A 20,127-nucleotide genomic window follows, 5' to 3' on the forward strand; every position below is an offset into this window, starting at 1 on the left:
GATACCGATAACGGTCGGAGTGACCGTTTCATGGCATCAGTTCAAACCAACCGCAGCCTTGGCGTCGGCGAGGCCGCGGCTTGCGTCACGATTGCCAGTGGCGGCGGCGGCCTCGAACAGACGGAGCGCATCATGCGGTCTATTCAGGTTCATGTAGCTGTAGGCGCGCAAGACCATCAGGTCGACCGGCTCCTGCTGCACCTGCGCCCTCTGATCGAGGTAAAGAAGGGTCTCCCGGTAGCGCTCGGACTGGAACGCCTGAATGGCCCGGCCGGCGAGGATTGACGCCTGCAGCTCGCGGGCTCTTACCGCGCGCATCGGAGCCTTCGTCGCCGCAACGGCCGCGCGGTCGGTCAGGCCGAGGCGGAGATAGGCGAGACTTTGTCCGTAGGCGGCATCTTCGCTGATGTTGCGATCGCTGCTAGAAACGGCCACCCCGAAACTCTCCGCGGCTTCAAGCGGCCGGTTCAGGTCCATCAGGCACCACCCGCGTTGTAGTGCTGCACCCGGTGATAGACGAGAGGCTTGAATTGGGCTCGAGCAGGAAGAACGGCGGACAGTGGTGACAAGGGTGGTGGCCCGTGCCGGAGGTGCAGGCTGGCCCGATTCGAGCGAAGGAGGGGCCGTTCGCGCTGCCACCCTCGGGCTCTGCTGAACGGATCGCTCCTCGGTGGTGCGTTGGTCTGACTGAGACGCTGCCGCTGGCGTTCCATCCCCCTCGCGTGTCCGCCCTCTTGCCAGATCTGCAATCCGCGCCGACTTGTCGGTCCATTTCCGCTGAAGCTCGGCAAAGCCCACCCTGTCGTTCAGCTGAAGCCGCGTCAAGGCAAGGCCATAGGCGGAAGGCTCATCCTCCGGCGCCCAATTCAGTGCTGTCTCGAACCATTGGGCCGCCGTCTGCGGCTGGTCGAACGCACGAGCATACCAACCAAACTGCTGTGCCGAAGGCGCATAGCGTTCGGCAATCACCGTCTCTGCCATCCGCGTCAGGATGTTTTCCTCGATCCTCGGCGGCGGATCGATCGCCAGGACGTTCGCGGTTGCCGCCAGATAGGTCGCTGTCGCGTCCTCGGAGGCATCACGCCACGTGTAGAGCACGGTTTCCGCCTCGCTTGGCTTGCCCTGCTCCAACAGGGCAAGCGCCAACCCCTGTGCAGCCTCGGCGTTGTCTTCGCGCTCGCTGGCACGCCTGAACCAGACAGCAGCTTCGTCGGCATTATCACGTCGCAGATAATACCAGCCAAGCAGCAAGGCATCGGAGGCTGGGCCGTTTGCACTGGCTGACGTTTTCAACCGCTCCACGTATTCCGGCGCGATCTTAAGCGACAACTCTTCATTCGCTTGGGCCACAAAGCGGCGAGCGAGATCGTCACGGATGCTGTCGAACTCACCAGTTCCGTTCTCTGAGGACTTTTCTAACGCGAGAAGAGGCTGAACGCGGGCATAGGGCAATGCGACGGCGGCCTTCTGGACGGTGGCCAGCCGCTCTGCCGGATCCGTGCAGTTCGTCAGGATGTAGTTGTAGGCATCCACCGCGCGCTGGGGCCGGTCGGTTTTCGCGAAAGCCTCGGCCACGCGCCACAGAACATCTATTTCGGTGCAGTTCAGAAGGGGCGGATTGGCAGCACCAACCTCAATGACCCGCTCATATTGCTTCAGTTCGGAAGCATTGATCAGACGAGCACGCCCTTCTGCGAGGGCAAGACGCTCCAGGAGATCGGCTGGGGGCTGCCAATCGGACTCCGCCGCCTGGCGCTCCGCAATTGCCTTGCGAACTTCGGCGTAGCGACCCTCCGCATAAAGCTGCCACATGGTGTCGAGCTGTTTATCGGTATTCTGGGGCACGGCAAGCGGGTCCGCCGGCGGTGTCCAGTTCGGATAAAGCTGCCGCAGGCGTGCGATCTCGGCAGCAAGTCGCGCTGTGTCCCCTTGCGCAGCGAAGTATCGAAGCGCCGTCTCGTCCACCTCCACCGGTGGCTCATCCGAACTGGTATCCGTCCGCCCGGTCGTTTGAGCCGCACTGTCCGGTAGTAACTGCGAAAGCTCAAAGGGAACGATCGGCGCAGGCTGATTTACGCGCTCCGTCTTTGGCGGCCTTTGCCGCAGGGCGAGAATGTCGCGCGCGACCACATCGAGCGCCGCGGGGTCTCCACCCTCGTCTGCCACGAGTTGTGGCACGGTCGGGCCGTTGCTCACGTCCGCAACCTCCGACGCCAGCCAAGACAATGGCAACGACGTGTCGCTCGACTGCGTCACGAACAGACCCGCCGATACGGCAGCGGAGACCATCAGTATGGGCAGCTTCAGAGACACGAGGGATGTTTCTCCACGAGGTAAGCAAGTCCAAGCAGGTGCAGCGTTGCCGGATAATAGAATTCCGACGTCAGCTCGCGGGCGGCGTTCGGCACGACGGTGCCGTTGTTAACACAGGCCACAACATGGTTAACGAAATCATAACCGGGATCGTCCAGCCGCTCCTTTGGTTCGCCGCTGCTGAGATCAATGATAGCTGGAGTGCCGCCGTCCACCGTCATGCCCTCCTGCAAGCGCTTCACGAGACCTATCTCGGCCTCTGCCCGCAACAGATAGAGCGGAATACGAATAGCGTTGTAACCAAACTCTGCCTCGAACCCTTCGGCGGGCTTCGGCTGCCGCGCCAGACTGACCCATTCCGCCGGCAGGTTGCGTGGGCCGAACTTCATGGTGTTCAGAAGGGCCAGCCCGTCCCGCTCCAGCCTCGGCCATTGGTCGGAAGGTGCTAGGATGGCCATGATGGAGAAGGCCTCGAAGATCCAGTAGGACGGGTTAATTACGGGACCATCGGCCCGTTCGCCGGCGTCGAAACCTTCCGCCGCCGGCAGGAGCAGCACCCGTCCCCCTCGCTCCACGACGACGTTCTCGAGGATCGCACGTGCAAGGGATGCCGCACTGGAAACGTAATCTTGCCGATCCCAAGCGGCACCTGCCATCGCCAGCGCGTAGGCGATCAGCAGGTCCCCGTCGGAAGCGTTGTTCACATCCGTTACATGCGGCTGGGCGGTGGGATCCCATTTCCACGCCGCAAGCCCGTCGTTGCGCACCAGCAGTTCGATCTTGGTAAACGACCAGATCTGTTCGAAGTCCGACCGGCTGTTGGCGAAGAAGGCGAGTAGAAGACCGTAGCCCTGCCCCTCACTGTGGCTTATACCGCCGTTGGCATTGTCGATAATCCGGCCGCTGGCATCGAGAAACCTCGACTTGTAGGTCTTCCAAAGCGATGCTTGCAGCGAGCCCTGCTGCGCAGCCGCAGGCCATGACGAGGCCAGCAATCCGATGAGCGTCAGCATGGAGATCAGCCGTCCGGCGGTCATCTTCGCCTCCCCAGCCATCTGAGCAGGCTAGCCGTTGTCACACCGAGCAGGCAAGACACAAGCACAATGGCGAGTGCATAGGAAAGCAGATTGCTCGACAGCCAGTTCGCAGCGATCAGGCGGTAGTTCTTAAGCGAGGTATCGAGCGGCGGAAGGAAGGAGAGCTTGCTTGCTTCCTGAATCGAGACATCATTTGTCGCGCGCGAATAGCTGAAGATGCGGCCTTCAATCTGCTGCCAGACATCCTGCCGGCCAAGTTCACCGGTGGCCAGGCGCAACTCCTGCGGGCTCGGAGCCGTCAGCACCGTCCAGATACCGCTCCCGTTGACGCCCGGCCCCTGCGCCAGAAGGAGATCATCGTCCTCATCCGGGCTGAACACCGTCTCGCTGCCGGGCAGGAACCGCAGTGCCTCTTCAGAAAGATCGAGCTTGGCCTGCAGCCACTCGCGGAAGGAAGCAATCTTCTGGCTCAGGAAGCCTCCCTGAACTCGGCCACGCCAGGCTTCGATCGAGGCGGCAGTGTCGCCGGCCGTCTGGCCTTCTCCTGCGGCGGGGCTCCATCCCGCAGCCAGGCTCGGGGCCAGATTAAGCTGGGTCAGGACGTTGGCCGGTAGCTGCCCGGCCGAACCGATATAGATCGCGTTGCGGCCGCCCACGGCATTGGCAGCTGACACGGGATCGAGGGCGATGGGAGCACCGGAGACTTGCGCTGCTTTGCCGAAGAAATTGGCGGCGGCCGAGAGCATGTCGGCATCAATCCTGTCCATGAAGAAGGCCGCCGCCTCCGTTTGGCGGCTGTAGGGAAATCCCGTCCCCGACAGAGCCGAAAGGTTTGGGGTCTGCCCGATGCGGGCGTAGCTCGGCATAAAGAATGCGGAGCTGTCAAAGAGTGCGAAGCGGGCGTCGGTCGATGCATTGCTGCCGGGGACGCAGGCGCTATCGGCATCCGACAGCAGGATCGCTTCGACCTCAATACGGTTGATGCCGGCGCGCAGGTGCCGCATGGTGATGCGGATCGGTGCCTGCCGCAAAATACCCCCCCCGCCTTCCGTGATGGGCACGGTCGAGGCAATGTTGCCGTTAACGTAGACATCGATGTGGCTACCGGCTGTGACCTGTCCCCCATAGGCGGCATCGAGAAGGATGGTTGCCTCGCCATAGGCACCGGCATAGAAGTCTGAAGGGACGGCAATATCGAAGCCGGTCCGCAAACGTCTCCCTGAAAATTCGATTGTCGAGATGCCGAGCTGAGCGAAAGTCAACCTCTCGCCGCCGAAGACAAAGGGAGCGTTAGGGCGCACCCATCGCTCGTTCGACATGGATTCACGTCGCAGGGTCGGTGACCGCACGACCGGCGCCAGAAAGCTGTCGATCGCGCTGCCGACGGCAGACCACGTCGGTCCGGTAAAGACGATGATGGAGGTCTTGCCGTCTCCAGACGGGGTGACGGCACTGACGGGCCCGGCTTCGGCGCCCGGGGGCAAAGATGGCAGGAGGTCGGCAAGTTCGGCTGCCGTTCCGATCGCAACGGTCAGGCGGCCGGGCGCTCCGATCGGGTCCGGCAGACCTTCCCGAAAGGAGAACCGTGGGTTTGGCATGCCGTTCATCACGGCAAGACCCTGAGTGAGCTTCAACAGAGGCGCCAGTTCCTCGATCGCGCCGACCGAGGGGACCACCATCTGAAACTGCGTTAGCCCTTCCGGATCCGGCCCAAGCGCGTTCACCGCTTCGACCGCCGAATTCGCCGGCGCGAACTGGGGGCCGAACTGCAGGTAGGTCTCGCCGCTGTCTATTTGCGTCCACAGATCGTAGGTCGAACGGACATCGCAGTCGGTCCGGTGTCTCTGGCTCGCCACCAGCTCCACGTCATTACTGCCCGGACGCAAGAGACCGGCGGGTATGGGCCAGCGTACTGACCTCGTTGCATCCGGAGCGCTGATCCTTTCCTCCCCGACGCGCCTGTTGTTGATGAACAGGGACAGGGTGGACGCCTCCGGTGCGACGACGATTGCATTCTGATAGCCGAGGTTGATCGACTGGGCGGCTCCCGCCTGTTCGGCCGTCAAGTAGACGGACCATGCGCTTCGGCTGTATTCACCCGTCAGCGCCAAACTTTCCGAGGGAACGATGTAGCGGCGCAGCGAATCGCCTGCCGCGGAAGACTGCGCAGCGGTCGTTTGCGGCGGTTCCGGCTGTCGAGGAGCTTCCACCTGCGCCGGCTGCTGAACAGGCGCTGGCGCCGGCGGGTTGGCAGCTGCCGGCACCTCCTCCTCAGCCTGCGGTACCGGCTCTCGCGGAGCGACCGGACGCGGCCGTGGCATCTGGGGCACCTCTCCCTGGCCCGCCGGCCGTTCCGGCGACATGTCGAAGGGTACCGGCTGGGCCAGCACCGTCGTAGAGAGGCCGCAAAAGGCAATGAAGACAAACGGGTACCGGAACCGCCTCATCGTGCACGCCCCTCCCCAGCTACCTTGTTGCTGCCCCGGCCGCGCAGGAAGTAAACGAGGCCGCGGCTCGTCTGGTAGAGCGCCACACTCAGGAATATCAGGCTGCCCTTGACGATGCCCGGGTTGCGCCGCCGCGACTCCTGAAACTGCGACCACTGCCTGGAGTTTGCAAAGATCAGGTCGGCGATCCAGCGATGATCCAGCGGCCCGGCCGGCTGATACTGGCAGCCGATCGTCGTAAGGTCGCCCGATGTCTCTACCCTGCGCACTATGATAGGGAGCGTTTCCTTCGTATCCATACCGTGGGGCTGGAAGCGTAACAGCGCCTCTTTCCCCTTGCCAAGCCCGCGTATCTGCTTCGAGTAGATGTGGACCTGAGCGCCGCCCACCGACACATCCTCGATGGAGGCAGCATAGGGGTGATCATCGATAACCACCTCGCACCGACGCTGCAGCTTGACCCGTCGAGATCCCGCCTTCTCGCCGCGCTCCGCGACGACACCCAGCGCGCAACCCGCGAGGATGAGATTGAGGACGTTCCAGCCGGCCACCACGAGCGTGATGTCCGCCTTGTACGGCTCGGTATAGATCCGGTAGACGGCAAAGCCTGTGGCAATCACCAGCGCGGCAAAAATCACGAAGAAGGGGCGGCTGATTTCCGAGAGGCGACTAACGGCGATAGACTCGTCCTTCGCAGTCACCTTGAAGGTCGGCTTGCGCGGATTGAGCATGACCGAGACCACCGCCGGAAGAAGGTGAACGGTCTGCACGTACTCATAGAGCTCGGACACCCACGGCCAGCGGAACGAACCGTAGAGGTAGTTCTGCATCATCAGGTTCACGATCAGGTAGGACAGCGTGTACGCTAGGAAATCGCCGCCGGAAGCGATGAATATCTGCAGGTCAAAGAGCAGGTAGAACAGCGGCGCGAACAGGAAGGTTGCGCGAGTGAAAGGAAACAGCCAGAACAGGGTCGATGACATGTAGCAAAGCCGCTGCGGCACGCTCAGGCCGCCCTTGAAGAGCGGGAAGCGGAAACGCAGGATCTGCATCATGCCCTGTGCCCAGCGGCTGCGCTGGCCGATGAAGCTGGCGAAGGTCGCAGGCTGCAGACCGGCGATCAGTGGCTTGTCGACATAGACGCTGTTCCAACCAGCGCTGTGGAGTGCCAGCGCCGTCTCGCAGTCCTCCGTGATGCTCAGCCCCGAAAAGCCTCCCGTCTCCTCAAGGGCTCTGCGGCTCAGCACGGCTGCCGAGCCGCAGAAGAAGGCGGCGTTCCACTTGTCCAAGCCGCGTTGAATGATGCCGTAGAACATCTCGTTCTCGCTCGGCATCGTGTCAAAGGTCTGCAGGTTTCTTTCCAGAGGATCGGGATTGATGAAGAAGTGTGGCGTCTGAACGAGGAAGAGCTTTGGATCCTCGCCAAAATAGCCGACAGTTTCACGCAGGAAGTCGCGCGCCGGCGCATGGTCTGCATCGAAGACGGCCACTAGATCGCCGGTGGAATGGGCAAGACCGTTGTTGAGGTTTCCGGCCTTGGCATGCTCGTTGCGTTCGCGGGTCAGATAATTGGCACCCAAGGCCCGGCAAAGCTCGGCAAGTTCATGATGCCGCTCGCGGGCGGCCTCCGCCGAGGCCACATCGGCGGCACTTCGCTTCTGGACTGTTCCCCCGTCATCCAGCAACCAGACGTGCAGCTTTTCTGGCGGGTAATCCATTGCCTTCGCCGCCGCCAGCGTATTGGCCAGCAGCTTGGCATCTTCGTTGTAGCTCGGAATGAAGACGTCGACGTCCGGGAAGTCCTCCACCGCATCCTTGCGCGACGGGCGTGGCGGCAGGGGCATCGCGACGATAAACAGGCTGAGTGCAAGCATCAGCACGTTGTACATCTCGGCCAGGTAGAGCAGCATGCCCGGGATGAAGTCCTGGATCTGATCGATCGGCGGCAGCGTTTCGGTGGTGCGCCAGTAGACGTAACGCAAGACAATGCCAGTGCCGAGCGCCAGCGATACCAGGCGCCATGTACCCTGCGCGTTGAGGATCTTGATGACGCCCATCAGCGTTACGACGCTGATCCCCGCGATCAACTGAGCCTGGAGGCTGACCGGAAGTGTGATCAGGACGATCTCGAAGATCGCCACGATCGCCCACAAGAATACGCTACGGGCTCTGTGCATCGACATCCTTCGGCGCCAAGGAACCGGCCGCGGATAGGACCGGATATACGCCAGTTGTTGACGCCCGCCATCATGGCTGGGGCGTTGATAAACCCTTCGGTGAAGGCACCATGACCGTTGGTCGCTTCGCCGTATGTTGTTCTTGTGTAGCCGCGGAAGCTTCCGCGGCTGCTCTTGTCGTCAATTGATCGGGACTGGGCACCCGTGGTCCCGCCTCGCGCGCTTCATTCTTTCCCGCAGGCTGCGGTGCCTCTACGGTGCTGCGCACGGGCCGTGCTGAAATGGTTGCCGTGGAGCGGAGGTCGATCCCTCCGGCATACCCCATTGGCAGGCCTGCAAGCCTTGCGCCGTTTTGAGGGTAGATAGGGTATCCCGTCTCGCCGAGGCGGGGATCGACGCGATTGGGTTCGCCGAAGGGATTCCAGGCCTTCCCGTCGAAGGTGCCGGTGATCGTGTAGCCGTAAATGGCGCTCAGCAGCTGCTCTTCGCTCGCGAAGGCGTCGCAAAGCCGCCAGCGTACCTGAATCGTGCCGAAGTTGCGCCCGATCCCGTCCGACGCCGTCCCGGCACGTATCTGCTGCCATGCGTAGATGCAGGTATCACCGAAGGCGCTGCGGCCGGCGGCATAGGCGAAAGGACCGTAGCTGTTCTGCAGAAAGGTCGAGCGGCGCGAAAGGCCCACGCCTGGTACGGCGGCCGCTGCCTCGCTCAGGATGGCGCGCTCGTTAATGGTTCTAAACGCGGCCGACTCGCCGCGCGACACATCAGGTCCAAAAAACTCGATCTTAAGGTAATTCTGGCCAGTAACGCGTGCGGTTGTAGCAAGGGAGATGGTCTGTTCGACACCATTGCCGCGCGTGCGCTCCACAACCCCGATGATTGCGGGACCGCCCGGGGGCGGCAGCGCCAGCGCCTGCTCGTCGGCGACTAGAGCGGGAGATACCGGGCGCGTCACCGTACCCGTGGAGCTGCAACCAGCACCGACCGTCCCTATCATCACTCCTGTGCAGACACGCAACATCCAGGCTCTCGCAACCGACACGACACCGTCCTTTCGTCAAGGTTGGGAAAAGACGTGGCAAATCAATACGCGAACCCGCCTGTAAGGCGTATTAGCACCAGCTAGCATTAATCAATGGTTAAAGACGCATCATTGGTGGACACCTGGGGTTCGACCAAACCCCATAGCGGCGAAAGGAAGCTGTGCTGCATTCAAAACGCTGGCACGATGTTCAATGTCTCGGAAGGGGGAGTGCACCAATAGGTATCCACGGGAAGCCTCGTTAACACCGAGAATCTCTGCCTTCGGCTGATAGCGACGGCTGTTCCCGACTGCGTAAGTTCCAACAGAGAACCTGCGACAAACCTTGCGGCTCTCGCCTGAGTCGCCGGACCCACAACTACCAGCATGCCCGACCGTGAATATCCGTCTATCATTCAAACGCGCCGAACCGCCATGGCTTGCGTCACGCGTTTGTTTGCAGGTCTCTGAACGGCGGAACTGCCCTCGGTGTTTCTTACCTCACGGCGCCGGCTCTTTGGCGGGCGTGCTGACGGCCAACGTCAGCGCTGATCTCGCAGCCGCTCGCCGATGTCTTTCGCGATACGCGCGGACCTGGGTGTCGGCGATGACGCCGAGCAGGATCACGGTGCCCATGACGGCAAAGTTCAAAGATGAAGGAATGCCCAGAAGGTTCACCAGGTTCTGCAGCATCTGCAACAGTACTACCCCCAGGACGACACCGATGATCGATCCCTCCCCTCCGCGGAGCGAAAAACCGCCAAGCACCGCCGCCGCTATGCCGTAGAGCTCGTAGAAATTTCCATGCGAAGATGGCTGGACGGATTTAGTGTACATGGCGAAAAAGACGGCGGAGACGCCGGTTAAAAACATGCATATCACATAGGCACTGACGATCACTCGCCTGGTGTCGATCCCCGAGTAACGCGCCGCTTCCTCATTCTTTCCGACAGCAAGGAGATGACGGCCAAATACTGTCCGATGCAGGAGAAACCACGCCGCAACAGCGAACATCGCAAAGGCGATGACGGAATGTGGTACGCCTGCCGTTCGTCCGACAAAGAGATAGTCGAGCATCGGCATTTCGGTTCCGAAGGTGAAGCCTGCCGTACCGTCCTTGGTGTAGAAGCGCGCGACGCCTCGATAGATCAGAAGTCCGCAGAGCGTCACGACAAAAGGCTGCAGCTTAAGCCTAGTAATCAGCCAGCCGTGCAGAAGCCCGAGGACCACCGCCAGAGCCAGAACGAGGCCAAGCGCGACCGGCCAGGGTACGCCGTGAGAGGCGATCAGGTCGATAAAGATGACTCCGAGGAGCGCGATGACGGAGCCTATCGAGAGCTCGATCCCAGCCGTGACGATGACGAACGCTTCGGCAATTGAGAACAGGCCGAATAGGCCGATCAGGTTGGCGGTATTCGCCAGATTGATCGGGGAGAGAAAGCGAGGATTGGCCAGCGCCACAATAGCACCGACGGTGAGGACGAGCACACCCAACCCGATGTCTTTCTTATGCATCTTCTTCCCCTTCATTCGACGGCAAGGTGGAGAATGGCTTCTTCGGAGAATTCCTTACGCGACAGCACTCCGGCAATCCGCCCTCGCCGCATCACCGCAATCCTTGTCGACACGCCGATCACTTCCTCCATGTCGGACGAGATCATCAGCACAGCTACACCGTGCACCGCGAGTTCACCTATCAGCCGGTAGACCTCCGCCTTCGCGCCGACGTCGATCCCTCTGGTCGGCTCGTCGAGTATGACAAGACGGGGTGCCATCCCCAGCCACTTTGCCAGCACAACTTTCTGCTGGTTGCCGCCGGAGAGTTCTCCAGCCGGACAGTCAAGGCGGCGGGACTTGATCGACAGTCGCGAGCGAAAGCTTTCCGCAACCCGCCGCTCGCCTCGCCGGTCGACAAAGCCGCCCTTCGACACTGCACCGAGGTTTGCCACGACGATGTTCTCGGCAATTGTGAAGTCAAGGAAGAGCCCCTCGCTCTTCCTGTCTTCCGGAACGAGACAGATACCCGCCTTGACGGCTTCCCGTACCGATCCCGGAGAGACCGGCTTCCCGTTCATTTCGATGGTCCCGGCGTCTGGAAAGTCTATGCCAAACACGGTTCTCGCGAGTTCGGTTCTGCCGGCGCCGACCAGACCGGCCAATCCGAGAATTTCACCGGCATGGACTGCCAGCTGGACCTCCGCCTCAGGGTAGGTCCTGGTCCTCAAGCCCTTGAGCTCGAGAACTGCCGGCCCTCTTTCAGGGTTCGCCTGTTCGTAGAACTGCTGGATGTCCCGACCGATCATTAGGCGGACCATCGCATCCCTTTTGATCGCCCCACGCTCAAGCTCACCCACGTTTTTCCCATCGCGAAGGCCGACGACGCGGTCGGCAACCTCCTCAATCTCCGACAGACGATGGGTGATGAACAGGACGGCGACCCCCTCATTGCGGAGCCTGCGGATTACGCTCAGCAGGCGCTGCGTCTCTGAAAGAGTGAGGCTTGAGGTTGGCTCGTCGAGTATGATGAGCCGCACATTGATCGACAGAGCTTTGGCAATTTCCAGGAGTTGACAATCGGCCAGTGAAAGTTCCGAGACGGGCGTAGACGGCAAGAACCTCGCGCCCAGCATGTCGAGAAGCGGGCGCACCCGGGCTTCCATCGCAGCCTGGTCTATGAGGCCGAAGATGCCTTTGCGGAGTTCCCGCCCCAGGAGAATGTTGCCGGCAACGTCGAGATTCGTAAGGGGATTGAGCTCCTGGTGCACAAAGGCGATGCCATGGGAGACGGCCTCTGCCGGTGTCAGGCTCGAGAAACTTGTCCCGTCAATCAAGATCTCGCCTTCGTCCGGCTGGATCGTTCCGCCGAGAACCTTCATCAGGGTCGATTTGCCGGCACCATTCTCGCCTACGAGCCCGACAACCTCGCCGCCCTTGATACTAAGAGAGACGGCATTAAGCGCCACCGCGCCAGGGTAGACCTTGGTAGTTCCGAGCAGATCGAGCGCAATCATCTCCGGCCGATGCTCCATCCACACCCCCTCCTCATTCGATGGATGTGCCTGCGCAGGCTTTCGGCCGCGCAGGCTAGATAACAGAGCAGGGATCAGCCGCCGATACGCTCCTTGAGTTGCTTCTCAAACGTGTCGACATTGTCCCTGTCGATGACCTGTGTGGGGACGATGATCAGCCCATCAGACGGAATCTGCGACTTGTCGCCTTGCAGGTAGGACGCCATCAGCTTCATACCCTGATAGCCCCACTGGTAAGGGTCCTGAACTACCGTCCCGGCAAACGAACCTTCCCGCACCGCCCCAAGTGTGATCGGATCCTCATCGAAGGCTATCACCGTGATGCTTCCAAGTTTCCCAGCGGCCTGTAACGCCTCGTAGATCTTCGGCGGGTTGTAGGAGTAGAAGCCGACCATACAGTCAATTTCCGGATTTGCCGCGAGCACGTCGTCCACATTCGAGCGCGCGCGCGCAAAATCGACATCATCGCCACGGACATCGACCAGTTCGATGCCCTTGCCCTCGACCGTCTCGCGGAAGCCCTCGATTCGCTCCTTTGCGTTGTCGGCCCCAAGGAACCCAACAAAACCCATGCACTTTCCACCGTTCGGCAGCGCCTTGACGGCGATCTCTCCGGCCTGGATGCCGGCTTGGGTATTTGACGAGCCGAGATAGGCGATGCGGTCCGACTGCGGTGCATCGCTATCAGTAGTGAACAGCGGAACTTGGGCGGCGATCCGGTTGAAGGCATCGACCGAGTTCTTCGGATCAACCGAGGAAATCATGATCGCATCCGTTCCCGCGGCGACGAGGTCGTCCATCAGCGCATTCTGTAGCGCCGCGGTGCCTTGGGCGGGATACCGAAACTGCATATCGAAGTCAGGGAGTTCTGCCTGGGCTGCCTTCACTCCAGCTTCGGCGAGCTTCCAGAAATCGGAGGCCGCATTCACCACGAATGCAAGCGCCTGCTTTTCCTGGGCAAGTGCAGGTGTCACCGCCATAGTCATGATGGCCGCAAGGGCCGTGATCGAAATGTATCTCATCTTTTCCTCCCGCTGCCCTCTCCTCCGGGCCGCCAGTGTGGTTCAGGGTCGCGATCCGGATGGCATGGTGGCCGCCCGAATGACACTGCGCTTTGTGCTGAGGACGATCTCGGTTCCCCGTCGCCTAGGTCAGTTGTCCTTGCAGAAGCCAGGATCCTCGGTGTTGCAGACGTCGAGGCCGGTGAACAACGGATCCTCCACGCTTTCGCCTTTGATCAACTGGATCATCACATCAGGTGCCTTGTATCCCATTTCGAACGGACGCTGGCCTACCTGGGCATGACTGCGCCCATCGCGGAAGGCCTGGGTTTGCGGCGGCAGCGTATCGCCGGCGACGATGATCAGGTCTTTGGACTTCAGCTTGTCCATGACTTGATCGGTGACCTGCGTATAGGCTTGCGGCGCAAATTGCGCCCACCCCCCGATCAGAATGAACGCGTCGAGGTCGGGATGTGCGGTGAAGACGTCCGACATCTGCTGGTTGGCGAGATCAGCCTGGTCATTTGTATAGACAGGGCAGCCTTCGATCTCCGTCCAGCCGTTCTGCCCTGTGAGGCGTTCAATGTCCTTGGCGCCGGCAATCGTGTCACGAAACCCCTGGGCGCGGGCATTGATATTTGCGGCAGCGACATTGCCGAGTTGCAGGCAGACGGACCCTCCCTCCGCCTTCAGCTTCATCGCCTCCTCCGCCATCTTTACACCCATTAGATAGTTGTCGGTGCCGAGATAGGTCTTGCGAAGATCATGGTCCTTTTCCAGGAAGTCCGCATCAACCGTCATGACGGGAACGGTCGGGGCGATTTCGCGTATGCGGTTGGCCATCGCCGGTGCATTCGACGGCGATATCGCGATTGCGGCCACACCGCGGGTAAGAAGATCATCGACGATCTGCACTTCCCCCGCTTCATCCGCCGACGACGCGGGGCCGGTGTAGAGGCACTCGTATTCACTGTCGGGGTTCTCTGACAGCCACTTCTTGCAGCCAAGATTGATCTGCTCGAAGAACGGGTTGTCGAGGCCTTTGACGACGATTGCTAGTGTCTTCTTCTCCTGCGCAGCCGTCTCGCCGGCAAGAAGCATGAGAACTGGTAGTGCAGTGAATGCCAAATATCTGATGTTCATTGCCTTTCTCCTCCTCCAAGTTTCCGGCGAAAGCCCTCCTGCTCAGCCGGGATACCAGACGATGCGCGGGTCATCCGCCGCGCGTCGATAATTCCATGCCCGATCAACAAGCCCGGCGAGGTCGATCTCGGGTTCCCAACCGAGCACCTTGCGCGCCTTGGAGTTGTCGAGCCAGTTGCTGTGAAACGGTGTTTCAATGTCGCAAGGCTCAAGGCCTGCGACATGCGAGGCGAGGTCGGCGGCTTGCCGGTAATCGACGGGTTCGTTCATGGCGATGTTGAAGAGCTCGCCAAAGGCGTTTTGGTTATCGATGCTTGCGAGAATTGCGCGAACCAGATCCTCCACATGGATGAAGCTGCGCTTGAGCGGACGTCCTTCCGCATCGCGCATCACCGGGAACGCCTCTCGACTTCGGATCTGCGTGAGGCGCTCAGGATCGACGATCTGCCCCCAAGAGGGACCTCCGAATTGCGAGTCCGACAGATCAAATGCGAACCGGAAGTCATCCTTCTCCATGACCCAAGGCGCCCTCAGCGTCGTCCAGTTGAGACCATACTGGCTGCCGAATTGCTCCAGCATCACCTCCTCGAGAACCTTGGTGAGGGCATAACTGCCTTTGTATGCCTTGCGAGGAGAATGCTCGGTGATCGGATGCGCATATTCCTGAAAGATATGCCCGACGACGCAGTCACCACTCAGCAAGATGAACTGGCGCGCATCTGCCTTTCGCCGGAAACGCTCGAGCAAAATGAAAAGCCCCTTCAAGGCTACGTCGATTGCCTGATCCGGACTCTCCTTAACTGCTGCGAGGTGGAGCACGTGGGTCACCCCTTCGAGAGCTCGTGAAACTGCCTGCGCATCAGCGATCGAACCCTGCACGACAGAAAGTCTGGGAAGTAGGTGAACTTGCCGGTTGTTGCAGAGCGCGACGACCTCCCATTGCGAGAACCTTGGGTCAGCGAGAAAGGCAGGCAGGAAGGCCTGACCCACCTTACCGGACGCGCCCGTCACGAGCAGCCTCATTCGCGCCTCCCTCATTTCCCATTGATCCAATTAATATTTAGTAATAATATTATGTCAAGAAGCAGGTGATGATTAAAGAGCAGCAGGCGTCGCCGGGTGCCCGGGTCGCGCCAATCAGGGAAACAACGGAGGTAGGTGGTGACGCGGCTGAAACTGGACGGAATTTCAAAGCATTACGGAGCAATACGGGCGCTGTCCGCTGTATCTCTGTCGATCGAGCCGGGCGAGGTGCTCGGCCTCATGGGTGACAACGGCGCTGGCAAGAGCACGCTGGTAAAGATCATAGCGGGCAATTTCCCGCCTTCCTCGGGCGAGATCCGGATCGATGAGCGCCCCGTCGCCTTCCATAATCCCCGCGATGCACAGCGTGAGGGTATAGAGGTGGTCTACCAGGACCTTGCCCTGTGCAACAACCTTTCGGCTGCTTCCAACGTCTTCCTGGGTCGTGAGCCGGTAAAGCGGCTCGGTCCCTTCACATATGTCGATTATGCTTACATGAACGGGGTCTCGGCGAGGCTGTTCAGCCGCCTCAAATCGGAGACCCGGCCGCGTGATCTCGTCCGACGCATGTCCGGCGGCCAACGCCAAGCGGTGGCGATTGCCCGTACGCTTCTGTCTGAACCGAAGATCGTCATGATGGATGAACCGACGGCCGCGATCTCGGTCCGTCAGGTGGCCGAGGTGCTTGATGTCATTCGTCGCCTGAGAGACCACGGCATCAGCGTGATCTTGATCAGTCATCGCATGCCGGACGTGTTCGGTGTCTCCGACACAATCGCTGTGTTGCGGCGCGGGGAACTCGTGGCCAACAAAAAGGCCGTCAACTCCTCACCAGAAGAAGTCACCGGTCTCATCACCGGTGCGATCCAGGCGGCATGAGGGAGGAAGGCCGATGACCACAGTTGATGACGTCATTTCGACAAGTGAGCACAAGAACTGGTTCACACGGATCACAAGTCTGCAGTCATTTTGGGTCCTGGTGGCAGCGATCGTCGCGTGCCTCGCACTCACCTTGCTGACAGATTCCTTCGCGAGCGAAAGAAACCTCTTCAACGTTGCACGCAACTTCGCCTTCGTGGCGATCATCGCAATCGGCATGACGGCCGTGATCGCATCCGGCGGCATCGACCTGTCGGTCGGATCCAGCGTGGTCCTGAGCGCTATGGTGATCAGCATAACGATGGCCGCCGGTGCCCCGTTCTGGCTGGCCGCACCCCTGGCACTTGGCTCCGCGCTCCTGGTCGGTCTGCTGAACGGGCTGTTGGTCGCCTATGCGGGGATGCCGCCATTCGTCGTCACACTCGGCACACTGTCCGCTGCGCGCTCTTTGGCCATGGTGCTCTCTGACAACAAAATGATCTGGGAGTTTGGGCCAGATCATAACGTCCTCTTGTGGATCGGCGGCGGCTCGACGCTCGGCGTCCCACATCCGCTTTTCGTGCTGGCGGCCTTAACCATGGTGATGTCGTGCATCTTTCGGTGGACACGCTGGGGACAGCATCTCTTCGCGATCGGCGGCAACGAGAACGCGGCCCTTCTGACGGGGATCCCAGTGCGGCGGATGAAGGTCAGCATATACATGTTTTCCGCTTTCACGGCCGGGCTCGCTGGCATCCTGATGGCAGGCTGGCTCGGCAGCGTGACCACCAATCTCGGCCAGGCGATGGAGCTGACGGTGATTGCGGCAGCTGTCATCGGCGGGGCCAATCTCGCCGGCGGCGAAGGGAATGCACTCGGCGCGGTGGTCGGAGCGCTGTTGATAGAGGTCATTCGCAACTCCCTGATCCTGCTCGGCATCTCGACATTCTGGCAAGGTATGTTCATAGGTACCTTCATCATAGTCGCCGTCGCTTTCGATCGTGTCCGGCATTTCAGGTCTTGAAAACCGGATCACGTCAAGGAAGACGGCGACGCTTGGCGGGGAGACTGCATTGAAGCCGACAATGATGGATGTTGCCGCACTGGCGCGCGTATCGCAGGCGACGGTGTCCCTCATTCTCAACGGCAGTTCAGGAGCCCGATTCAGCGAAGCGACGCGCAAGCGGGTTCTGGATGCGGCGCAAGAGCTGGGTTACCGTCTTTCCAGCAGATCGGCGGCATCGGCGAACTCGAACAGCAAGGTGATCGTTTTCGTCGTTGATGAGCTCACCACGGATCCATGGATGTCGCTCGCCTTCGAGGGGGCGCGCGAGAAGGCGCTGGAACTTGGCATTAGGGTCACCCTTGGCGTCTTTCGAAAGGATGAGGATCCGGAGGAGAGCATCTTCTCCATCTGCGACAGCCAATCGTTGGTGGGCTACATCTTCGGGACGATCCTGACACGGAAGATCGATCCCCCGGAACCACTCTTCAAGGTGCCGTCGATCCTGGTCAACTGCTATGATCAGCAACGGCGCCTTCCCTCTATTGTGCCGGGCGACGTGGCGGGGGGGCGCGCGGCAACGGAGAGGCTTATAGCGGCCGGTTGCAGGCGCATTGCGCTCATCAATGGCCAGGAAGGATTGGACAACCCGCGCGATCGCCTGCGCGGCTACAAGCAGGCGCTCGCCAGCAACGACCTCGCCTACGATCCGGAGCTCGTGCACTATGGGAACTGGGAACCTTCTTCAGGCTATGAAAAAACCCATGCCCTGATGAAGCTGCCGGATCCGCCGGACGGAATTTTCTGCGCCAATGACCTTATGGCGCTAGGCTGCATTGAGGCGCTGAAAGAAATCGGAAAGGCAATCCCTTCCGACGTCGCGGTCGTCGGCTTCGACAATCGCGATATCGCCCAATTTACCTTCCCGCCGCTTACGACCTTCCATCTGCCAATGTTCGAGATGGGCGCAATGGCAGTGGAGATGATGGCTGACATTGCCGGCGGCCTGAACAGCTCCCACGACCAGCTAAAGGTGGAATGCCGCTTAGTTGAACGAAAGTCCGCCTGAGCCGATTGTCCTTTGTCCGGCGACACGCCACTTTGAGCCTCAAGTTCCCGGCAGGACACGTCTTCCCTGCAGCCCAACCAGCCGCTCGCCGGACGATCTCCCCACCGCGCCATGAAGCATACCCAGACGCGCTTCGACAAGCCACGTTGCGGAGTATGAAGCCATATTTGTAGCAACGGCGTTCCGCTTTGGCCTGTGCGCCTTGCAGTTCAACTTCCCGGTGCTGGGGCCTGCAGCGACACCGGATCTGCATATTGGCCTTACCGTCGCATCCTTTTCTCTCATTCGCATCGGATGGGATCGGCGGGAACTACCTGTTTCGCGGCTCTTGCCGGGGGCCCACAATAGAATCCGCGACGGCCTTAGTGAAAATTGGCTTGACCACTTTCCGATAGAGCGTTTAACCATTTGTTGTTGGCGGGTGGAGCAATGCCGACAGAGGGAGGACGACGTCATGCGGAAGTCGGCTGGCAATCCAGAAGCTGAAGTTCCAGCCGCTGGCCACCAACCGCTTTTACGTCTCGAAGGCATCACCAAGGAATTTCCTGGCGTTCTCGCGCTGTCAGACGTCAGCTTTGACCTGCGAAGAGGGGAAGTTCACGCCGTCTGCGGCGAAAACGGCGCGGGCAAGTCGACCTTGATGAAGATCATCAGCGGCGTCTACCAGCCGACCCGCGGCACCATGGTCTACAAGGGACAGATCCACCAGTTCGCGGCGCCCATGGAATCCGAGGCCGCCGGCATCGCCATCATTCACCAGGAACTCAATCTCGTCCCGCACCTCTCGGTCGCGGAGAACATCTATCTGGCGCGCGAGCCCCGCCGCGGCCCCTTTGTCGATCGCAGGAAGCTTAGAGCCGACGCGAAGCGTTGTCTTGACCGGCTCGGCGTGTCGATCGACGCAGAGACGCCGGTGCGCAACCTTTCGGTGGCGCAATGCCAGATGGTGGAGATCGCAAAGGCACTGTCGCTCAACGCCGAAGTGCTGATCATGGACGAGCCGACCTCCTCTCTTACGGAGCAGGAGACGCGACTGCTTTTCAAGGTGATCCGCGATCTCAAGTCCGCCGGCGTCGGGATCGTCTACATCTCCCACCGCCTGGACGAAATGGCGGAAATCGTCGATCGCGTCACCGTCTTGCGCGACGGCCGCTACATCGCGACCGACGACTTCGAGAAGACTACGGTCAACGACATCGTCGCCAAGATGGTCGGCCGCTCCCTGGAAGAGAAATTTCCCGAGCGTACGTCTGCTCCCTCCGAGGAGGTCATCTTCAGCGTCTCCGGCCTTACCCGCACCGGTGTGTTCTCCGATGTCAGCTTCTCGCTACGGCGCGGAGAAATCCTCGGCTTTGCAGGGTTGATGGGCGCGGGACGCACGGAAGTCGCGCGCGCCATTTTCGGAGCTGACCCGCTCGAGACAGGTACCATTACGCTCCACGGCGAGACGCTGAAGATTCAATCGCCACGCGACGCCATCTCGGCGGGACTTGCGTATCTTTCGGAAGACCGCAAGGCGCAGGGGCTGGCAGTCAAGATGCCGATCGACGCCAACATGACGCTGGCCAATATGAAGGACGTGTCGAACAGGTTCGGCCTCATCGACTTTGCCAGGCACGACAAGGTAGCGAAAGAGTATGTCCAACTCCTCGACATCCGCACACCTTCCATCAAACAGCCGGTCCGCCTTCTGTCGGGTGGCAACCAGCAAAAGATCATCATTGGCAAATGGCTGTTCCGTAAGCCGAAGGTGATGTTCTTCGACGAGCCGACGCGCGGCATCGACGTGGGCGCGAAGTTCGCGATCTACAAGATCATGGATGAACTGGCGGCTAAGGGAATCGGCGTCGTGCTGATTAGTTCCGAGTTGCCGGAAGTGCTTGGAATGACTGACCGCGTCGCCGTGTTTCACGGCGGGCGCATCACCGGTGTTCTGGAGACGCGGAACACGGACCAGGAAGAGATCATGCGATACGCCTCGGGCTACGGCCCGAGGGTGCACTGAG

General features: G+C 60.6%; 14 protein-coding genes. 4 read left to right on the forward strand and 10 right to left on the reverse strand.

Going from position 1 to position 20,127, the window contains the following annotated elements; translation table 11 throughout:
• Positions 1 to 36: 36 nt before the first annotated feature.
• The 10 genes from ACEPP2_RS10945 to ACEPP2_RS10990 form a co-directional block, all read right to left on the reverse strand.
• The gene (locus ACEPP2_RS10945) at positions 37 to 2,313 is read right to left on the reverse strand and encodes a cellulose synthase (RefSeq protein ID WP_449619206.1); all 2,277 of its coding nucleotides are present in this window, start codon (positions 2,311 to 2,313) and stop codon (positions 37 to 39) included.
• Positions 2,304 to 3,350 carry a glycosyl hydrolase family 8 gene (locus ACEPP2_RS10950; RefSeq protein ID WP_395516614.1) on the reverse strand — a complete coding sequence of 349 codons (1,047 nt, stop codon included), beginning with the start codon at positions 3,348 to 3,350 and terminating at the stop codon, positions 2,304 to 2,306. Before ACEPP2_RS10950 ends, ACEPP2_RS10945 begins: the two co-directional genes overlap by 10 nt.
• The gene (locus tag ACEPP2_RS10955) at positions 3,347 to 5,797 is read right to left on the reverse strand and encodes a cellulose biosynthesis cyclic di-GMP-binding regulatory protein BcsB (protein WP_395516615.1); all 2,451 of its coding nucleotides are present in this window, start codon (positions 5,795 to 5,797) and stop codon (positions 3,347 to 3,349) included. The genes ACEPP2_RS10950 and ACEPP2_RS10955 overlap by 4 nt, the downstream gene beginning before the upstream one ends.
• On the reverse strand, positions 5,794 to 7,974 hold the full coding sequence (gene bcsA / locus ACEPP2_RS10960) for a UDP-forming cellulose synthase catalytic subunit (protein WP_395516616.1): 2,181 nt from the start codon (positions 7,972 to 7,974) through the stop codon (positions 5,794 to 5,796). The genes ACEPP2_RS10955 and bcsA overlap by 4 nt, the downstream gene beginning before the upstream one ends.
• Before the next feature lie 70 nt (positions 7,975 to 8,044).
• Positions 8,045 to 9,016: a cellulose biosynthesis protein BcsN gene (gene bcsN / locus ACEPP2_RS10965; protein ID WP_395516617.1), complete on the reverse strand. Its 972-nt coding sequence runs from the start codon at positions 9,014 to 9,016 to the stop codon at positions 8,045 to 8,047.
• 480 nt (positions 9,017 to 9,496) lie between these two features.
• Positions 9,497 to 10,510, reverse strand: a complete 1,014-nt coding sequence (locus ACEPP2_RS10970) for an ABC transporter permease (RefSeq protein WP_395516618.1) — start codon at positions 10,508 to 10,510, stop codon at positions 9,497 to 9,499.
• A gap of 11 nt (positions 10,511 to 10,521) precedes the next feature.
• Entirely contained in the window at positions 10,522 to 12,024 is a 1,503-nt protein-coding gene (locus ACEPP2_RS10975) for a sugar ABC transporter ATP-binding protein (RefSeq protein ID WP_395516619.1), read from the reverse strand.
• 74 nt (positions 12,025 to 12,098) lie between these two features.
• Positions 12,099 to 13,046, reverse strand: coding sequence for a sugar-binding protein (locus tag ACEPP2_RS10980; RefSeq protein ID WP_395516620.1), 948 nt, complete (start codon positions 13,044 to 13,046; stop codon positions 12,099 to 12,101).
• Positions 13,047 to 13,175: 129 nt separating this feature from the next.
• A complete protein-coding gene (locus tag ACEPP2_RS10985) occupies positions 13,176 to 14,162 on the reverse strand; it encodes a sugar-binding protein (RefSeq protein WP_395516656.1) in 987 nt (328 codons plus the stop codon).
• A gap of 48 nt (positions 14,163 to 14,210) precedes the next feature.
• A complete protein-coding gene (locus ACEPP2_RS10990) occupies positions 14,211 to 15,191 on the reverse strand; it encodes an NAD-dependent epimerase/dehydratase family protein (protein ID WP_395516621.1) in 981 nt (326 codons plus the stop codon).
• A 138-nt stretch (positions 15,192 to 15,329) separates the two neighbouring features.
• On the opposite strand from ACEPP2_RS10990, the gene ACEPP2_RS10995 reads away from it, so the two are divergent.
• The 4 genes from ACEPP2_RS10995 to ACEPP2_RS11010 all read left to right on the forward strand — a co-directional run bounded on the left by ACEPP2_RS10995 (position 15,330) and on the right by ACEPP2_RS11010 (position 20,126).
• Positions 15,330 to 16,070, forward strand: coding sequence for an ATP-binding cassette domain-containing protein (locus ACEPP2_RS10995; protein ID WP_395516622.1), 741 nt, complete (start codon positions 15,330 to 15,332; stop codon positions 16,068 to 16,070).
• A gap of 13 nt (positions 16,071 to 16,083) precedes the next feature.
• Positions 16,084 to 17,073, forward strand: coding sequence for an ABC transporter permease (locus tag ACEPP2_RS11000; protein ID WP_395516623.1), 990 nt, complete (start codon positions 16,084 to 16,086; stop codon positions 17,071 to 17,073).
• Positions 17,074 to 17,122: 49 nt separating this feature from the next.
• Positions 17,123 to 18,121, forward strand: a complete 999-nt coding sequence (locus ACEPP2_RS11005) for a LacI family DNA-binding transcriptional regulator (protein WP_395516624.1) — start codon at positions 17,123 to 17,125, stop codon at positions 18,119 to 18,121.
• 454 nt (positions 18,122 to 18,575) lie between these two features.
• Entirely contained in the window at positions 18,576 to 20,126 is a 1,551-nt protein-coding gene (locus tag ACEPP2_RS11010) for a sugar ABC transporter ATP-binding protein (RefSeq protein WP_395516625.1), read from the forward strand.
• Position 20,127: the final 1 nt, after the last annotated feature.

This window comes from Pseudorhizobium flavum (assembly GCF_044142885.1).
Lineage (GTDB): Bacteria > Pseudomonadota > Alphaproteobacteria > Rhizobiales > Rhizobiaceae > Neorhizobium > Neorhizobium flavum.

Excerpts from the sequence above, each read along its gene's own strand:
- bcsA (WP_395516616.1), bottom strand. The coding sequence starts at position 7,974 with ATGCACAGAGCCCGTAGCGTATTCTTGTGGGCGATCGTGGCGATCTTC.
- ACEPP2_RS11010 (WP_395516625.1), top strand. The coding sequence starts at position 18,576 with ATGCGGAAGTCGGCTGGCAATCCAGAAGCTGAAGTTCCAGCCGCTGGC.
- ACEPP2_RS10975 (WP_395516619.1), bottom strand. The coding sequence starts at position 12,024 with ATGGAGCATCGGCCGGAGATGATTGCGCTCGATCTGCTCGGAACTACC.
- ACEPP2_RS10990 (WP_395516621.1), bottom strand. The coding sequence starts at position 15,191 with ATGAGGCTGCTCGTGACGGGCGCGTCCGGTAAGGTGGGTCAGGCCTTC.
- ACEPP2_RS10955 (WP_395516615.1), bottom strand. The coding sequence starts at position 5,797 with ATGAGGCGGTTCCGGTACCCGTTTGTCTTCATTGCCTTTTGCGGCCTC.
- ACEPP2_RS10980 (WP_395516620.1), bottom strand. The coding sequence starts at position 13,046 with ATGAGATACATTTCGATCACGGCCCTTGCGGCCATCATGACTATGGCG.
- ACEPP2_RS10970 (WP_395516618.1), bottom strand. The coding sequence starts at position 10,510 with ATGCATAAGAAAGACATCGGGTTGGGTGTGCTCGTCCTCACCGTCGGT.
- ACEPP2_RS11000 (WP_395516623.1), top strand. The coding sequence starts at position 16,084 with ATGACCACAGTTGATGACGTCATTTCGACAAGTGAGCACAAGAACTGG.
- ACEPP2_RS10950 (WP_395516614.1), bottom strand. The coding sequence starts at position 3,350 with ATGACCGCCGGACGGCTGATCTCCATGCTGACGCTCATCGGATTGCTG.